The sequence below is a fragment of the Sinomonas sp. genome (genome assembly GCF_051955515.1).
In the GTDB taxonomy this organism is placed as follows: Bacteria; Actinomycetota; Actinomycetes; order Actinomycetales; family Micrococcaceae; genus Sinomonas.
This window is the reverse complement of the sequence record NZ_JBQCGQ010000037.1, coordinates 1-15,729: the sequence shown is the minus strand read 5'-3', so window position 1 is coordinate 15,729 and position 15,729 is coordinate 1. Positions and strand designations below refer to the sequence as shown.

Below are 15,729 nucleotides of genomic sequence, written 5' to 3'. Positions count from 1 at the left end.
TTGTCCGACGACCGCCGCGAACGGGCCCGTCGCCTCCATGATGCCGCGGCAGCGGGGCGTTTGGGAGAGGCGACGCGCCGATCGATGTCGCCTTGTTATAGAGCGCGCCGCTCGGGTCCCCCCTCTCGTTGCGCCGTCACGTTTGCAGGGTGCGCGGACGACGGCGGGCCCCTGGGACCCTGCGAACGTGACGGGGCAAGATGGGGGGCGACCGCTCAGCCGGACGACGACGCCGTCCCCCCGAGCCTCTGCGTCACCTCGGCTGCGGCCTCCGCGCAGGACTTGCCGAGAAACGCGACGTCCTCGGTCGAAACTCTGAAGCGCGGCGCGGAGATGAGCACGGCGGCGACGACGTCACCCCGGTGGTCGTACACCGGCGCGGCCACCCCGACCTCCTCGGGCGACGTCTCGCCGTAGTTCACTGCATATCCTCGCTCGCGCGCCTCGGCGAGCCTGCCCGCATACGCCTCGGCGCCGCCGTCGACCTTTGACACATCGGAAGCGGCGCCCAGCACCTCGCGCACATGCTCGGACCCCTCCGACGCGAGGAACACCTGCACGGACGCAGACAGTGCCGTCCCGTACCGGGTCCCGAGTGTGGAGGTGTGCTTGACCTGGTGACGGCTCGGGATCTGCTCGACTGACACGGCCTCGCTGCCGTTCCACAGGAGGAGGGCAGTGGTTTCCCCGGTGCGCTCGGCGAGGTCGCGCAGCACGGGGTAGGCGACGCGCCGAACGTCGAGGTCGGCGAGCAATGGGCCGGCGATCCCGATCATGCCGAGGCCGAGCCGGAACCGCCTGGTCGGCTCGTCCCGCTCCACCAAGCCCTCGGTCTCGAGGATCGCGAGGATCCTCGAGACCGAGCTCTTGTGGAGGCCCACGCGGGTGGCGATGTCCGTGACGCCGAGCAGCGGCTCGTCCACGCTGAAGCAGCGCAGGACTGCGACGGCGTTCGAGATCGGAGAAGGGGCGCTCATGGACTCCACCCTAGAGGGCTGGCGGTGTGACCCGGCCGATTAGGCCTCGATGATGTTGTGCTCCGGCCCGAAGCCGAACTTCGTGATGTTCTCGGCGCTGTCCTCGCCGACCACCAGGATGTCGTGCTCGCGGTAGCCGCCGGCGCCCGGCTGGCCCTCGGCGACGGTGATCATCGGCTCCATGGACACGACCATGCCCGGCTCGAGCACCGTCTCGATGTCCTCGCGCAGTTCGAGGCCGGCCTCGCGCCCGTAGTAGTGCGAGAGGACGCCGAACGAATGGCCGTAGCCGAAGGTGCGGTTCGGGAGCAGGCCGTAGCCGACGTAGATCTCGTTGAGCTCGGCCGCGATGTCCTTGCAGACCGCACCCGGCTTGATGAGCTCGAGGCCGCGGCGGTGCACCTCCACGTTGATCTCCCAGAGCTCGAGCGAGCGGGCGTCGGGCTGGCCCAGGAACATGGTGCGCTCGAGCGCCGTGTAGTAACCCGAGGTCATGGGGAAGCAGTTGAGCGAGAGGATGTCGCCCTTCTGCAGTTTCCGTGTCGTGGCCCAGTTGTGGGCGCCGTCGGTGTTGATGCCGGACTGGAACCACACCCAGGTGTCGCGGATCTCGGAGCCGGGGAAGGTGCGGGCGATCTCGTGGACCATCGCCTCGGTGCCGATGAGCGCGACCTCGTACTCGGAGATGCCCTCGCGGATCGCGGCCTTGATGGCTTCGCCGCCGAGGTCGCCGATGCGCGCACCGTGCTTGATGACCTCGATCTCCTCGGCCGACTTGACCATGCGCTGCCGCATAGCCGCCTGCGAGACGTCGATCAGGGCGGCGCCCGGGAACGCAGCGGCGATCCGCTCGCGCTGGAGCTGCGGAACGGTGTCGTCCTCGATGCCGAGGCGCTTCGCGGTGACGCCGCGCTGGCGCAGCGCCTCCTGCAGCCCGAAGAAGAAGTTGTCGCGCCGCCAGTCGGTGTAGACGATGTTCTCGCCGTAGCTCCGGCGCCACGGCATGCCGGCGTCGATGTTCGCGGTGACCGTGACCTGGTCGTCGGCCGTGACGACGAGGGCGTACGAGCGGCCGAAGTACGTGAAGAGGAAGTCGGAGTAGTACTTGATGCTCTGGTACGAGGTGAGGACGACCGCGTCCAGCTCCTTCTCCGCCATGATCTCCCGCAGGCCGGCGAGGCGGCGCTCGAACTCGGCGTCCGAGAACGTGAGCAGCTGCTTCTCTCCGTTGTGCAGGACCTTGAGCCGCTCAAGCTCGGCGACGGAAGTCACGGCGGGGGTGATGTCGATGGACATGGTTCTCCTTAATAAGGGGTTGTGTTTGCGTGAAAAGGGGTCGGTGGGCCAGAGGCTTTATTTGGCTAGAGGTGCTCGAGATGTCTCCTTCGCGCACAGGACGGCGATGAGGGAGACGATCGAGGCGGCCACGAGGTACCAGGCCGGGGCGAGCTTTGTGTGCAGGACGCCGATGAGCAGCGTGGCCATGAACGGTGCCGTGCCGCCGAAGACGGCGTTCGCCAGGTTGAAGCTCACCGCGAACCCCGAGTAGCGGATCCGCGTGGGGAAGAGCTCGGCGAGGAAGCTGGGGAGCGTCCCGTCGTTGAGGGTCAGCATCCCGCCGAGGAAGATCTCCACGAGCAGGATCACGGCGAAGTTGCCGGTGTCCAGGAGCATGAACGCCGGGACGGTGAGCGCGATGAACAGCACCGAGGCGGTGATGAGGACGCGCTTGCGACCGAAGCGATCCGAGGCGAGGCCCGTGAGGAAGATGAACCCGATGTACGTCACGAGCGCGATCGTCGTGGCGACGAACGACTCGGTGGCCCCGAATCCGAGCTCGGTGGAGAGGTACGTGGGCATGTACGAGAGGATCACGTAGAACCCGACGGCGTTCAGCAGCACCGCGCCGACGGCCAGCACGAGCGAGCGCCAGTGCCGCGCGAACATGTCCTTGATCGGCGCGTGGTCCACCTTGTCTTCCTGGGCGAGCTCGCGGAACACGGGGGTGTCCTCGAGCCTGGTCCGGATGTACCGGCCGATGAGACCCATCGGGGCCGCGAGCAGGAACGGGAGGCGCCAGCCCCAGTCCGCCATCTGCGCCTCGTTCAGGACCACCGAGAGCACCGCCGCGAGCAGCGACCCGAGGAGGAGCCCCGCTGCGGTCGACGCGGGGACGACGGCGGCGTACATGCCGCGGCGGTTCGCCGGTGCGTATTCGACGAGGAACGCCGAGGCGCCGGCGTATTCGCCCGCGGCCGAGAAGCCCTGGATGACGCGGATGACGAGCAAGATGATCGGAGCCCCGACGCCGATGAGGCTGTACGACGGGATGAGGGCGATGCAGAACGTCGCGCCGCTCATGATCAGGATCGACAGGGAGAGGGCCGTGCGGCGGCCGAGCCGGTCGCCGATGTGGCCCCAGACGAAGCCGCCGAGCGGGCGGACGAAGAACGAGATCGCGAAGACCGCGAACGTCGCCAGCAGCGCCGTCTGCTTGTCGGACTCGGGGAAGAAGGCCGCCGCGATGGTGGAGGCGAGGTAGCCGTAGACGGCGTAGTCGAACCACTCGACGAAGTTTCCGATGAAGCTGCCCCACAGCACGCGGCGGCGGGCGTCCTTGCCGAGGCCGCTGGGCGTGTTGGGGGAGGAGGAGTCGGGTGTCACGGGGGCCAGAGAAGAGTTGTCAGTGCTCATGGGAACCACCAGGGGAATTTGGGGTTGCAGTTACCGCAACGCTGTTGCACCAGAATAGGAGTGGGCTGGGTCACGGTCAAGAACTTGTCGCGACCAATGCAACATTGTTGCGTTCAAGTGCAAAGGCGTCCTCCACCGCCCGGGCGAGGGCCGCCGTCGTTCGCTCCATCAGAAGCTGCCCCGCACCCTCGGAGGCCCTGGCGGCCGAGGAGAGGCAGCCCGAGGCGGGGGTGAGCTCCGACCTGACTGGCAGGAGGTCATAGCGCGGCAAGTCAGCCGGCGGGAGGTCCATGACCCGGGAGAGGTCCACGAGCTCGGGGTGGAGGTGGAGCATGAGCGAGGTCTCGAGGACTCCACCGTGCTCCACGTCCCAGCCGGGGAACGAACCCGCGTAGATCTCGTCGATCGTGCCCTGATCCACGAAGTCCCAGTACGAGAGCAGCATCGCTTCGAGCCTCTGGCTCGTGGAGGATCTGCCGCGGGAGGAGAGCTCTGCCGTCGCGAGCTCGACCCCCTCGTACAGGAACTGGTAGTTCTCGAAGTGCCCGTTCACGAAGACCAGCCGCTCGGCGCCATGCCGGGCGAACTCGTGGGTCAGGGTGCGCGCGATCGAGATCATCGTCGTCGCATCCAGGCTCGTCGTCCCGCCGAGGTGGTTGCCGCCGCCGGAGCGCTGCTGGGACTTGTAGCCGTAGAGGATCGGGGCCGCCACGAGGCCGCCCACCGCCTTGGCGAGGCGGGCGCTCATCGCCCGGGCGAGCATGACGTCCGTGGTGAGCGGGAGGTGCGGTCCGTGCTGCTCGACCGAGCCCACCGGAACGATGACCAGCCGGTTCCCGGAGGCGAGGCGCTCGCGGTAGGTGAAGGCGTCGAGGTCTTCCATGAACACGCTCATGACGCGCTCTCTACCGAAGGTGCCGAAGCTGCAGAGGAGGCCACCATGAGCGGGGCTTCCTGGGCGATGCGCGAGCGGAACCGTCGGTACCCGAGGCCGAAGTAGACCGCGGCCGAGGTGAGGGTCCCCGCGAGCCAGGAGAGGTCAACGCCGCCCATTGCCGTGGCGATCGGGCCCTGGAAGATCGGGAGCGTGCCGTACATGAACATCCACGTCATGACCAGGCCGGCGCCGAAGGCGATGAGGGCAGAGGGGTTCACTGCCTTGAGCCGCGTGTCGCGGGGGCTCAGGAAGAGGTAGGCGTAGTCGCTGTGCTTGCGCTCGAAGACGAAGTAGTGGACCGCCATGATGCCGCCCCACGTCGCGACCCACGCGACGATCGTGCCAAGCCAGTTGTCGAGGAGCGTTGCGAAGTCCTCGGCGAAGAGGAAGAGGACGACGGCGGCCATCGACAGGCACCCGACCAGCACTGAGAGCTTCTTGCGGGAGATCCGGATGTCAAGCGCCTGGGTGGCCACGCCGAAGGTGTACAGGTTGATGATGTTCGTTGCGATCGGGCCGTGGATGACGAGCAGGATGACCGGGACCGCGAGGACCCCGAAGCTCTTGACCACGAGTTCGCCCGGGTCCGCCGTACCGTTCATGGTCGCGAGGCTTGCGCCGAGGAGGCCGAGCCACACCACGGGGAGGAATTGGCCGAGCACGGAGACGAGGTAGAGCTTCACCTTCGGGATGCTCTTCGAGACGAAGCGGGAGTAGTCGGGCGCGTAGGTGAACCAGCCGATGCCCCAGCCGATGCCGATCACGGTCATGATGCCGGACATCGCAGCGATGCGGTCACCGCCCGTGAGGATGTGCCCGGGCGCGCCCTGGTAGCCCCAGTCGATGGGGAGCTGCGTCCACGCGATGACGGACATCGCCACCAGGACAAGGAGCGTGGGCGGCATGGTGATCCGCTCGAACTTCGCGATCGCGCCGTAGCCGCGGTAGCAGATGGCCACTTGGATGCTCATGATGACGGCGGCCACGATGACGCGCCAGACGAGGTTCTGCTGGGTCGGGTCCACCCAGCCGAGCTGGCCGAACAGCGCCATGACGAGGTCGAGGATGACCCACGTGTTGACGGCGGACCAGCCCACGGCCACGATCGCCTGGATCGCTGCGGGAAGGTAGGCGCCGCGGCGGCCGAAGGCCCCGCGGGCGAGGAGCATGCCGGTCGCGCCGGTCTTCTGTCCGAGGAGGACGAAGAAGCCGAAGCCGAGCATGCCGATCACGTTGCCGATGACGAGCACCGTCATGGTGTCGCCGAGGCCGAGGCCGAGTTGGATGCCGAGGGCGCCGAGGATCCAGTTGATCGGCGCGACGTTCGCGCCGGCCCAGATCCAGAACTGCCCCGACACCTTCGTCGTGCGGGCGGCTTCCGGGATGGGCTGCAGGACATCTTCGACGCTGTGCGTTGCGCTCTCGGAGCGCTGCGGGTCGAGGCTCATGGTTGCTGCTTTCTCAAGGGCGGGACAGGGTGGGGAAGTCAGCCGGCTCATTCCAGAGTAGATGTGGTGCCGGGCACACCCTAGACTCGTTCCGTCACCCTTCGCCGAGTTGAGGGGTTACAGTGTGTCACCCGATTCAACGGAGGCCCCTATGTCCCTCCCCCTTGAGGAGGTCCTCGCGAGCGAGCCGCTGAGCTTCGGCGACCCGGTCGTCGTCGCGGGTTCCGCCTCCGTGCCGGGCCGCGCCGTGCGCTGGGTGCATTCGAGCGAGGTCGTGCAGATCGCGCCGCTGCTGCGGGGCGGCGAGCTCCTGCTCTCGGGCGGCCAGGCGTTCCTCGGGCTCCGTCCGGGGGCCCAGCTCGAGTACGTGCGCAGCCTCGCGGAGCGCGCGGTCGCAGGGGTAGCGATCGAGACGGCGGGCGGTCGCCTGCTCTCGGCCGAAGTCGTGGCCGCCGCGGACGAGATCGGGCTCCCGCTTGTCGAGCTGCGCAGGGTCGTGCCGTTCGTGGAGGTCGCGGAGGCCGTGAACCGGCGCATCGTATCCCGCCAGGTCGAGGCGCTGCAGGCCGCCGACGCCCTGTCCCAGCGGCTCGCCGAGCGGATGGCCGTCTCGGGCTCCGCGCTGCGCCCGATCCTCGAGCTCACCGCGGAATCCTTCGGGAACGCCGTGGTCGCCGTGGCCGTCGTTGACCCTGAGCTGGGCGTCGTGGAGGCGGTGGGCGAGCCGTTGGCCCATGACGGCGGCGCGGCCGGCGCTGCGCTGGCGAGCGTCGGGCTGAGCGTGGGCGGCATCGACGTCGCCCGCCTCGAGCTGCACGGAGCCCCCGACGCCGACGTGTCGCTGCTCGAGACGGTTGCCCAGCGCATCCGGGGCATCGTCGCGCTCGCCCTCGCGCAGCGCCACCGGCCCAGTCTGGCGCGCATGGCGGACGAGGCCCTCATGCGCATGGTGGTTGCCGGGGGAGGGGGCGACCAGCTGCTGGAGCTCGCGGAAGCCTCCGGCCTCACGCCCGACTCCCCGGTCGCCGTCGCCCTCTTCAGCGCCTCGGGAGCGCAGCCTCAGGCGGGCATCGAGCGTGCGCTGCGGGCTCGGGCGGGTGCCGCCGCGCCAAGGGTTCGGCTCCACACGGAGGGGGATTCCGTCGTCGCCCTCGTCGAGTTCGCCGCAGGGCGGTGCGCCGCGCAACGGGCCGAACTCGTCGCGGCGCTCCGCGGCGACTTCGCGCGGACCGGGACGGTTGGGGCGGTGGGGCCGACGGCGACGTCGATCCGCGGCGCGTCGCGCTCGCTCGCCGAGGCGCGGACCACCCTGCGCCTGGGGCGCGCCTCGAAATGGGATCACTCGGTCTACGACAGCGCCGACTTCGTGGTGGAACGCTTCGCCGAGCGGGAGCTGAGCCGCGACGCGTCGGAGGCGTTCGTGCAGGAGACTCTCGGGCCCCTCCTCGACCTCGAACAGCGTCGCGGCGGGGAGCTCGTCCGAACGCTCGACGTCTGGATCACCGCCGGCTGCAACACCGCCGAGGCCGCCCGTGCGCTCTTCCTCGAGCGGCAGAGCCTCCACAAGCGCCTCGCCCGGATCTTCGACGCCCTGGGCGGCGACCCGCGAGGCACGGGTCAGCTCGGCGCGCTCGCCTTCGCCGTCAAACTCGCGAGGGGCAACGCCCAGCTGCGGGAGAGGACCTGACCATGGAGCCTCAGCTCATCCAGTTCCTGGCCGCCCTGGCGAACGGGCGCTCGCGGGCCCGCTTCGCCCAGATTTCGCTGGGAGGGCACGACGGCGTTCCCTCCGACGAGCGGCAGGATCGCCTCCTGCTCGCGGCCGGCGTGCTCAGGCAGCCTTCTGAGGGGCGGGTAGCGGTCGACGACGGTGCCCTCCACGCGCTGCTGGCCCAAGTCCGCGCGGCGCGGCCGGCGAAACCCCAGGGGAAAATCGATCTGCTGCCCCGTCAGCGGGGGCCTCTCCTCGACGTGCTGCGGATGCTCGGGGCCGAGCTGCTGGGGCCCAGCGAGGTGGTGGCGGAGAAGGAGCTCAACGCGCGGTTGGCCGAGCGGGTCGAGGACGTTCCGCGCGTGCGGCGGGCCCTCGTGGACGAGGGGATCCTCGCCCGCGAGCGGGACGGGAGCGGCTACTGGCTCTCGTGAAGTTGCGTTCCTCCGGGCTCCCCAGGTTTTGGGCCGAGTCCCCCACCATTGGGGTCGGCTGAGCGGCGCGTCGCCGGGACACGCCGCTGTGTGAGCCCTCGTCGTCGCAAGAGCTGGGGAAGTCGGCGCGGTTCCTGGGGAAGTCGGCGCGAGTCCCGGGGAGGGGTCCGTTACAGGACCGACCGGACCGCCTTCTCGAAGCCGGACACGTGCTCGAGGGCCAGGTGCGAGGCCTTCTCTGCATCGCCGTCGGCAATCGCCTCGAGCAGCGAGGTGTGCTCGGAGATGTGGCTCACCACGGGGGGAAGCCGGTCCAGGACGAGGCACCAGATGCGGGTGGCGAGGTTGTCGTAGCGCACCAGGACGTCCTCGAGGTGCGCGTTCCCGCAGGCCCGGTAGATGAGCTTGTGCACGGAGAGGTCGAGCCGCATGAGCTCGGTCTGGTCGCTCGTGCCGGCGTCGAGGCCGCTGATCTCCTCGGCCTTCTGGCGAATCTCGGTGCGCAGCTGGGCGCTCGCGTTCTCGGCGGCGCGGCGCGCGGCGAGCGGTTCGAGGAGCTCGCGGATCTCGGAGATGGCGGCGAGTTCGGTGATGTCGACGACCGTCGCGAAGGTCCCGCGGCGCGGGTAGGAAACCACGAGATGGTCCGTCTCGAGCCGCTTGAGGGCCTCGCGGACGGGGGTGCGTCCCACGCCGAGGTCTTGGGCGAGCTGGCCGTCGTTGATAGGCTCGCCCGGTCGGATCTCGAGCATGATGAGCCGATCTTTGAGCAGCTGATAGGCCTGCTCGGCCAGCGAGACGGCCCCGCCCGGCTCCGCCGTAGCGAGTGTTCCGTTCACTGTCATCTGCCGAATCCCTTCTCCCGCCAGCACGGTTGACTTGCACTGTGGCTTCAATCATACTCGTGCTCAGGCTTTGATATATCAGTCTCATACTAGTTCCCTCATCCACCCCCTGACCGTAGAGGAGGACGACGTGGTTGACGTCCTGACCCGCTCGCTCGCCGAGACAGATCCAGCCGTGAAGGCCGCCATCGACGAGGAGCTCAAGCGCCAGCAGAGCACGCTCGAGATGATCGCGTCGGAGAACTTCGCCCCGACGGCCGTCATGGAAGCCCAGGGCTCGGTGCTCACGAACAAGTACGCGGAGGGCTACCCCGGCAAGCGCTATTACGGTGGCTGCGAGCACGTCGACGTGATCGAGCAGCTCGCCATCGACCGGGTGAAGTCGCTGTTCGGCGCCGAGTTCGCGAACGTCCAGCCCCACTCGGGCGCCCAGACGAACGCAGCTGCCATGTTCGCGCTGCTCCAGCCGGGCGACACCATCCTCGGCCTCTCACTCGCCCACGGCGGCCACCTGACCCACGGCATGAAGATCAACTTCTCGGGCCGGCTGTACAAGGTGGTGCCCTACGAGGTGAGCCGGGAGAGCCTGCTCATCGACATGGCCGAGGTCGAGCGCCTCGCGCTCGAGCACCAGCCCAAGCTCATCGTGGCCGGCTGGTCCGCCTACTCCCGCCAGCTCGACTTCGCCGAATTCCGCCGGATCGCGGACCTCGTGGGCGCGTACCTCATGGTGGACATGGCCCACTTCGCCGGCCTGGTGGCGGCGGGCCTCCACCCGAACCCGGTGCCGCATGCGGACATCGTGACGACGACGACGCACAAGACCTTGGGCGGTCCGCGCGGCGGGGTGATCCTCACCAACAGCCCCGAGATCGCCAAGAAGGTCAACTCCTCGGTCTTCCCCGGCCAGCAGGGCGGCCCGCTCGAGCACGTGATCGCGGGCAAGGCCGTCGCGTTCAAGCTCGCGGGCGAGCCGGAGTTCCGCGAACGGCAGGAGCGCACCCTCCAGGGCGCGCGCATCATCGCCGAGCGCCTGCTCCAGGACGACGTCGCGGCAGGCGGCGTCTCCGTTGTCAACGGCGGGACCGATGTGCACCTCGTGCTCGTGGACCTGCGGAACTCGGACCTCGACGGCCAGCAGGGCGAGGACCGCCTCCACCGGGTCGGCATCACCGTGAACCGCAACGCGGTCCCGTTCGATCCCCGCCCGCCGATGGTCTCCTCGGGCCTGCGGATCGGCACGCCTGCCCTCGCGACGCGCGGCTTCGGCGAGACCGAGTTCCGCGAGGTCGCGGACATCATCGCCACCGCGCTCAAGCCGGGCTTCGACGACGAGACCGCCCAGTCCCTCAGGGCCCGGGTCCAGCTCCTCGCGGACAAGCACCCCCTCTACCCGAACCTGACACCGTCTCTTACCGACTCGAACGGAGCCCAGTGATGGCGGATCTCCTCCCCGAACACCCGGACTTCCTCTGGCGCAACCCGGATCCGAAGCCCTCCTACGACGCCGTGATCGTCGGCGGCGGCGGCCACGGCCTGGCCACGGCGTACTACCTGGCCAAGAACCACGGCATGACCAACATCGCGGTGCTCGAGCGCGGCTGGCTCGCGGGCGGCAACATGGCCCGCAACACGACGATCATCCGCTCCAACTACCTGTGGGACGAGTCGGCCGCAATCTACGAGCACTCCCTCAAGCTCTGGGAGGAGCTCCCCGAGGAGCTCGAGTACGACTTCCTGTTCAGCCAGCGCGGCGTGCTCAACCTCGCGCACACGCTTCAGGACGTGCGCGAATCGGTGCGCCGCGTGAGTGCGAATAAGCTCAACGGCGTCGACGCGGAATGGCTCGACGTGGACCAGGTCAAGGAAGTCTGCCCGATCCTGAACACGAGCGACAAGATCCGCTATCCCGTCCTCGGCGGCACATTCCAGCCGCGCGCAGGCATCGCCAAGCACGATCACGTCGCCTGGGCCTTCGCCCGGAAGGCGGACGAGCTCGGCGTGGACCTCATCCAGAACTGCGAGGTCACCGGCTTCATCAAGGACGGCAACCGGGTGGTCGGCGTCCAGACGAACCGCGGCACGATCAACGCCGGGAAGGTGGCGCTCTGCGCGGCCGGGCACTCGAGCGTCCTCGCGAAGATGGCCGGCTTCGACCTGCCGATCCAGTCGCACCCGCTCCAGGCGCTCGTCTCGGAGCTCCACGAGATCGTCCACCCGACCGTTGTGATGTCCAACCACGTGCACGTGTACGTCTCCCAGGCGCACAAGGGCGAGCTCGTGATGGGCGCCGGCATCGACTCGTACAACGGCTACGGCCAGCGCGGCGCGTTCCACGTGATCGAGGAGCAGATGGCCGCGGCCGTGGAGCTCTTCCCGATCTTCGCCCGGGCGCACCTGCTGCGCACCTGGGGCGGGATCGTCGACGTCACCATGGACGCCTCTCCCGTGGTGGGCAAGGCGCCGGTCGAGAACATGTACGTCAACTGCGGTTGGGGCACGGGCGGCTTCAAGGGAACCCCGGGAGCCGGCTGGACGATGGCGCACACGATCGCCAACGACGAGCCGCATCCGCTCAACGCCCCCTTCGCCCTCGAGCGCTTCGTCACGGGAGCCCTCATCGACGAGCACGGCGCTGCCGCCGTGGCCCACTGAGCCTAGAGAGACAGAAGGAGCCAGCGATGCTTCTCATCAGCTGCCCGAACTGCGGGCCCCGCGACGAGACCGAGTTCCACTACGGCGGGCAGGCCCACGTGGCCTACCCGGAGGACCCCAACGCCCTCACCGATGAGGAGTGGGGCCGGTACCTCTTCTACCGCGAGAACCCCAAGGGCCTCTTCGCTGAGCGATGGGTTCACTCCGGTGGATGCCGGAAGTGGTTCAACGCCGTCCGCGATACCGCGACCTACCGCATCGCCGCCGTCTACCGGATGGGCGAGACCCAGCCATCCCTCGCCACCGGCGAGAGGGCGGCGGGCGACAAGATTTCAGGAGGAGTCAAATGAGCCGCCAACCCTTCCGGCTGCGTGAGGGCGGACGCATCGACCGCTCGAAGGAGCTCTCGTTCACCGTCGATGGGCGCGCCTACGCGGGCCACCCGGGCGACACGATCGCGTCCGCCCTCCTGGCCGCGGGCGTCGTCGAGACCGCGCCGTCCATCTACCTCAAGCGTCCCCGGGGCATCCTTGCCGCTGGCCTCGAGGAGCCCAACGCGCTCGTCAAGGTCCGCCGGCCGGGCCAGTCGGTGACGGAGTCCATGCTGCCGGCCACCGCCGTCGAACTCGTCGAGGGGATCGAGGTGCAGTACCTCTCCGGCCTCGGCCAGCTCGATCCCGCCGACGACACCTCGGTCTACGACAAGAAGCACGTCCACGCCGACGTCCTCGTGGTCGGCGGCGGCCCGGCCGGCCTTGCCGCGGCCCGCGAGGCCGCCTCGACCGGTGCCCGCGTGGTCCTCGTCGACGACCAGCCGGAGCTCGGCGGCTCGCTGCTCTCGAACCCGCAGGCGCGCATCGCCGGCGTTCCAGCCCTCGAATGGGTGGCGGGCGTTCGCGCCGAGCTCGACGCCGCAGACGAGGTGACCGTGCTGACCCGCACGAACGCGTTCGGCAGCTACGACGCGAACTACGTCATCGCCGTCGAGAACCGCACGGACCACCTCGGCGCGTTCGCCTCCGAGCTCCCGGGCGTCTCCCGGCAGCGCCTCTGGCACATCCGTGCGCAGCAGGTGGTCCTCGCGACGGGCGCACACGAGCGCCCGATCGTCTTCCGCAACAACGACCGCCCCGGCGTCATGCTGGCATCCGCGGTCCGCACGTACCTCAACCGGTACGGCGTCGCGCCCGGCTCCCGCGTGGTCGTCTCGACCACCAACGACAGCGTCTACGACCTCGTCGCCGAGCTCACCGAGGCCGGGCTCCAGGTCGCCGCCGTCGCGGACGCCCGCCCCGAGCTCTCCCTCGCCGCCAAGGCAGCGATCGCGGCCGGCGTCGTCGTCCTTCCTGGGGCCACGGTGGTAGACACGGCAGGCACTGCGGGGAGCCCTCGGGTCACCAGCGCAACGATCCGGGGGGTCGACGCTGACGGCGTGCCCGTCCGGGCAGAGCACAGTGCCGCGCAGGACATCGCCTGCGACCTCGTCGCGGTCTCCGGGGGCTGGAGCCCGCTTGTGCACCTGCACAGCCAGCGCCAGGGCAAGATCCGCTGGGACGATGACCTCGCGGCGTTCGTGCCGTCCGGCGCGGTCGAGGGCCAGCAAGTCGTCGGCGCGGCGCGCGGCAGCTTCGTCCTCGAGGACGGCGTCGCCGAGGGCACGAACGCCGGAGCTGTGGCGGCGTTCAATGCCGGCTTCGTCAACGAGGGCGGCGCCCACGCGATCGCCGTCTCCTACAACGCCCTCCACGTGGCCGGCGCCACCCGTCCGCTCTGGGTGGTCCGGAACGAGGATGGCAGCCTCGACGGCCTCGACGAGCACTTCGTGGACTTCCAGCGCGACCAGACGGTCAACGACGTGCTCCGCGCCACGGGGGCGGGCATGCGCAGCGTGGAGCACGTCAAGCGCTACACCTCGATCAGCACGGCCAACGACCAGGGCAAGACCTCCGGCGTGAACGCGATCGGCGTCATCGCCGCCGCGCTCAACAACGGCCTGACGCCCGGCGAGATCGGCACGACGACGTACCGCGCCCCTTACGCGCCGGTCGCCTTCGCTGCCCTCGCCGGCCGGGAGCGCGGTGAGCTGTTCGACCCAGAACGGCTCACCTCGATCCACCCGTGGCACGTGGCGCACGGCGCCGAGTTCGAGCTCGTGGGCCAGTGGCTGCGGCCCTGGTACTACCCGCAGCCGGGCGAGTCCATGGACGACGCGGTGTACCGCGAGTGCGCCGCCGTCCGGAACTCCGTGGGCATGATGGACGCCACGACCCTCGGCAAGATCGAGATCTGGGGCCAGGACGCGGGCGAGTTCCTCAACCGCATCTACACCAACGCCTTCAAGAAGCTCGCCCCCGGCTCGGCTCGCTACGGCGTCATGTGTACCCCGGACGGCATGATCTTCGACGACGGCGTCACCCTGCGCGTCGACGAGGACCGCTACTTCATGACGACGACGACGGGCGGCGCCGCGCGCGTCCTCGACTGGCTCGAGGAGTGGCACCAGACCGAGTGGCCCGCGCTCGACGTGAACTTCACGTCGGTGACGGAGCAGTGGACGACGGTCGCCGTCGTCGGCCCCAAGTCGCGCGCGGTGATCTCCAAGGTCGCCCCCGGTCTCGACGTCAGCAACGAGGCCTTCCCGTTCATGACGTTCCGCGAGACGACGCTCGCCTCTGGCATCCCCGCCCGGGTGTGCCGCATCTCGTTCTCGGGCGAGCTGGCCTTCGAGGTCAACGTCGCGGGCTGGTACGGCCAGCAGGTCTGGGAGGACATCTTCGAGGCCGGCGCCGAGTTCAACGTCACGCCGTACGGCACGGAGACCATGCACGTGCTCCGCGCCGAGAAGGGCTACCCGATCGTCGGCCAGGACACGGACGGCACGGTGACGCCGCAGGACGCCGGCATGGAGTGGATCGTCTCGAAGGCGAAGGACTTCATCGGCAAGCGCTCGTACTCGCGCGAGGACTCGGCCCGCACGGACCGCAAGCACCTCGTCTCGCTCCTGCCCGTCGATCCGACGTTCCGCCTCCCCGAGGGCACGCAGCTCGTCGAGTCCGGCATCTCGGTCAACCCGGCGTACGGCCCCGTGCCGATGCTCGGCCACGTGACCTCGAGCTACCACTCCGCCGCGCTGGGGCGCTCGTTCGCCCTCGCGCTCATCAAGAACGGCCGGAACCGCATCGGCCAGACCCTGGTGGCCCCCGTGGGCAACCAGCTCGTCGACGTCGTCGTCGGCGACACCGTCCTCTACGATCCGGAAGGGAAGCGCCGCGATGGCTGAGCAGCTTGTTGCACCCACCCGCCCCACCCGTACGACCAAGCCCCTCAGCACCGCCGACCTGCGCCGCAGCCCGGCGGGCCACCTCGCCGCCCAGTTCGAGGCGGCCGAGGTGACCGGCATCTACAGCGTCGCGCTGCGCGAGGTGCCGTTCCTGACTCAGGTCGGCCTCCGCGTGGTCCCCGGCACGGATGCGGCGCGCCGGGTCGAGGCCCGGCTCGGGACGCAGCTGCCTGCCCGGGTCGGCGAGGTCGCCATCGGGACCGGCCTCTCGGTCCTTTGGCTGAGCCCCGACGAATTCCTCGTCGTCTCGGCCGCGGACCCCGCCGAGCTCACCGCCCGTCTGGCTGAGGCCATCGGCGCCGAGCCGGGCTCCGCCGTCGACCTCTCCGCCAACCGCACGACCTTCGAGCTCACAGGGAAGGCCGCGCGCGACGTCCTCGAGAAGGGGTGCCCGCTGGACCTGCACCCGCGCGCGTTCGCCGTCGGCTCGGCGTACGCGACGTCGCTCGGGCCAGTCCCGGTCCTCCTCTGGAAGACGGGCAGCGAGACCTACGAGATCTACCCGAGGGCCTCGTTTGCGGACTACCTGGGCCGCTGGCTGCTCGACGCTATGGCGGAGTTCAAGGCGCTGGAGCTGCTCTGATGGCGCTCAGCGCGCTGGACATGTTCTCGGTGGGCATCGGCCCGTCGTCGTCGCACACCGTCGGGCCGATGCGCGCGGCCGTCCTGTTCACGGACGGCCTGCGCG

At 69.4% G+C, this 15,729-nt stretch carries 14 protein-coding genes; 8 read left to right on the top strand and 6 right to left on the bottom strand.

What is annotated here, in order from left to right; genetic code table 11:
• Window positions 1-215: 215 nt before the first annotated feature.
• The 5 genes from ACTHL9_RS01945 to ACTHL9_RS01925 all read right to left on the bottom strand — a co-directional run bounded on the left by ACTHL9_RS01945 (window position 216) and on the right by ACTHL9_RS01925 (window position 6,056).
• Window positions 216-977, bottom strand: a complete 762-nt coding sequence (locus ACTHL9_RS01945) for an IclR family transcriptional regulator (RefSeq protein ID WP_440516970.1) — start codon at window positions 975-977, stop codon at window positions 216-218.
• A 39-nt stretch (window positions 978-1,016) separates the two neighbouring features.
• Entirely contained in the window at window positions 1,017-2,273 is a 1,257-nt protein-coding gene (locus ACTHL9_RS01940) for an aminopeptidase P family protein (protein WP_440516969.1), read from the bottom strand.
• Between the two features lie 57 nt (window positions 2,274-2,330).
• Window positions 2,331-3,671 (bottom strand): MFS transporter, encoded by a 1,341-nt coding sequence (locus ACTHL9_RS01935; RefSeq protein WP_440516968.1) that lies wholly within the window; start codon window positions 3,669-3,671, stop codon window positions 2,331-2,333.
• A 76-nt stretch (window positions 3,672-3,747) separates the two neighbouring features.
• Window positions 3,748-4,566, bottom strand: coding sequence for a creatininase (locus ACTHL9_RS01930; RefSeq protein WP_440516967.1), 819 nt, complete (start codon window positions 4,564-4,566; stop codon window positions 3,748-3,750).
• A complete protein-coding gene (locus ACTHL9_RS01925; RefSeq protein WP_440516966.1) occupies window positions 4,563-6,056 on the bottom strand; it encodes a purine-cytosine permease family protein in 1,494 nt (497 codons plus the stop codon). The genes ACTHL9_RS01930 and ACTHL9_RS01925 overlap by 4 nt, the downstream gene beginning before the upstream one ends.
• A gap of 151 nt (window positions 6,057-6,207) precedes the next feature.
• Between ACTHL9_RS01925 and ACTHL9_RS01920 the strand changes: the two genes are divergently transcribed.
• Together ACTHL9_RS01920 and ACTHL9_RS01915 are read left to right on the top strand one after the other, a co-directional pair.
• On the top strand, window positions 6,208-7,743 hold the full coding sequence (locus ACTHL9_RS01920; protein WP_440516965.1) for a PucR family transcriptional regulator: 1,536 nt from the start codon (window positions 6,208-6,210) through the stop codon (window positions 7,741-7,743).
• A gap of 2 nt (window positions 7,744-7,745) precedes the next feature.
• Complete coding sequence (locus tag ACTHL9_RS01915) at window positions 7,746-8,201, top strand: DUF2087 domain-containing protein (RefSeq protein WP_440516963.1); 456 nt, start codon at window positions 7,746-7,748, stop codon at window positions 8,199-8,201.
• 170 nt (window positions 8,202-8,371) lie between these two features.
• Here the strand turns inward: ACTHL9_RS01915 and ACTHL9_RS01910 are convergent, their stop codons facing one another.
• Window positions 8,372-9,046: a GntR family transcriptional regulator gene (locus tag ACTHL9_RS01910; protein ID WP_440516962.1), complete on the bottom strand. Its 675-nt coding sequence runs from the start codon at window positions 9,044-9,046 to the stop codon at window positions 8,372-8,374.
• A 130-nt stretch (window positions 9,047-9,176) separates the two neighbouring features.
• Here ACTHL9_RS01910 and glyA point away from each other — a divergent pair, with 130 nt between their 5' ends.
• The 6 genes from glyA to ACTHL9_RS01880 all read left to right on the top strand — a co-directional run.
• Window positions 9,177-10,484 (top strand): serine hydroxymethyltransferase, encoded by a 1,308-nt coding sequence (gene glyA / locus ACTHL9_RS01905; protein ID WP_440516961.1) that lies wholly within the window; start codon window positions 9,177-9,179, stop codon window positions 10,482-10,484.
• Window positions 10,484-11,701, top strand: coding sequence for a sarcosine oxidase subunit beta family protein (locus ACTHL9_RS01900; RefSeq protein WP_440516960.1), 1,218 nt, complete (start codon window positions 10,484-10,486; stop codon window positions 11,699-11,701). The genes glyA and ACTHL9_RS01900 overlap by 1 nt, the downstream gene beginning before the upstream one ends.
• A 26-nt stretch (window positions 11,702-11,727) precedes the next feature.
• Window positions 11,728-12,051 (top strand): sarcosine oxidase subunit delta, encoded by a 324-nt coding sequence (locus ACTHL9_RS01895; RefSeq protein ID WP_138415502.1) that lies wholly within the window; start codon window positions 11,728-11,730, stop codon window positions 12,049-12,051.
• A complete protein-coding gene (locus tag ACTHL9_RS01890; protein WP_440516958.1) occupies window positions 12,048-14,981 on the top strand; it encodes a sarcosine oxidase subunit alpha family protein in 2,934 nt (977 codons plus the stop codon). Before ACTHL9_RS01895 ends, ACTHL9_RS01890 begins: the two co-directional genes overlap by 4 nt.
• On the top strand, window positions 14,974-15,624 hold the full coding sequence (locus ACTHL9_RS01885; protein ID WP_440516957.1) for a sarcosine oxidase subunit gamma: 651 nt from the start codon (window positions 14,974-14,976) through the stop codon (window positions 15,622-15,624). Before ACTHL9_RS01890 ends, ACTHL9_RS01885 begins: the two co-directional genes overlap by 8 nt.
• A partial coding sequence (locus ACTHL9_RS01880) for a serine dehydratase beta chain (protein WP_440516971.1) occupies window positions 15,624-15,729 on the top strand: 106 nt, incomplete at its 3' end. The genes ACTHL9_RS01885 and ACTHL9_RS01880, both read left to right, overlap by 1 nt.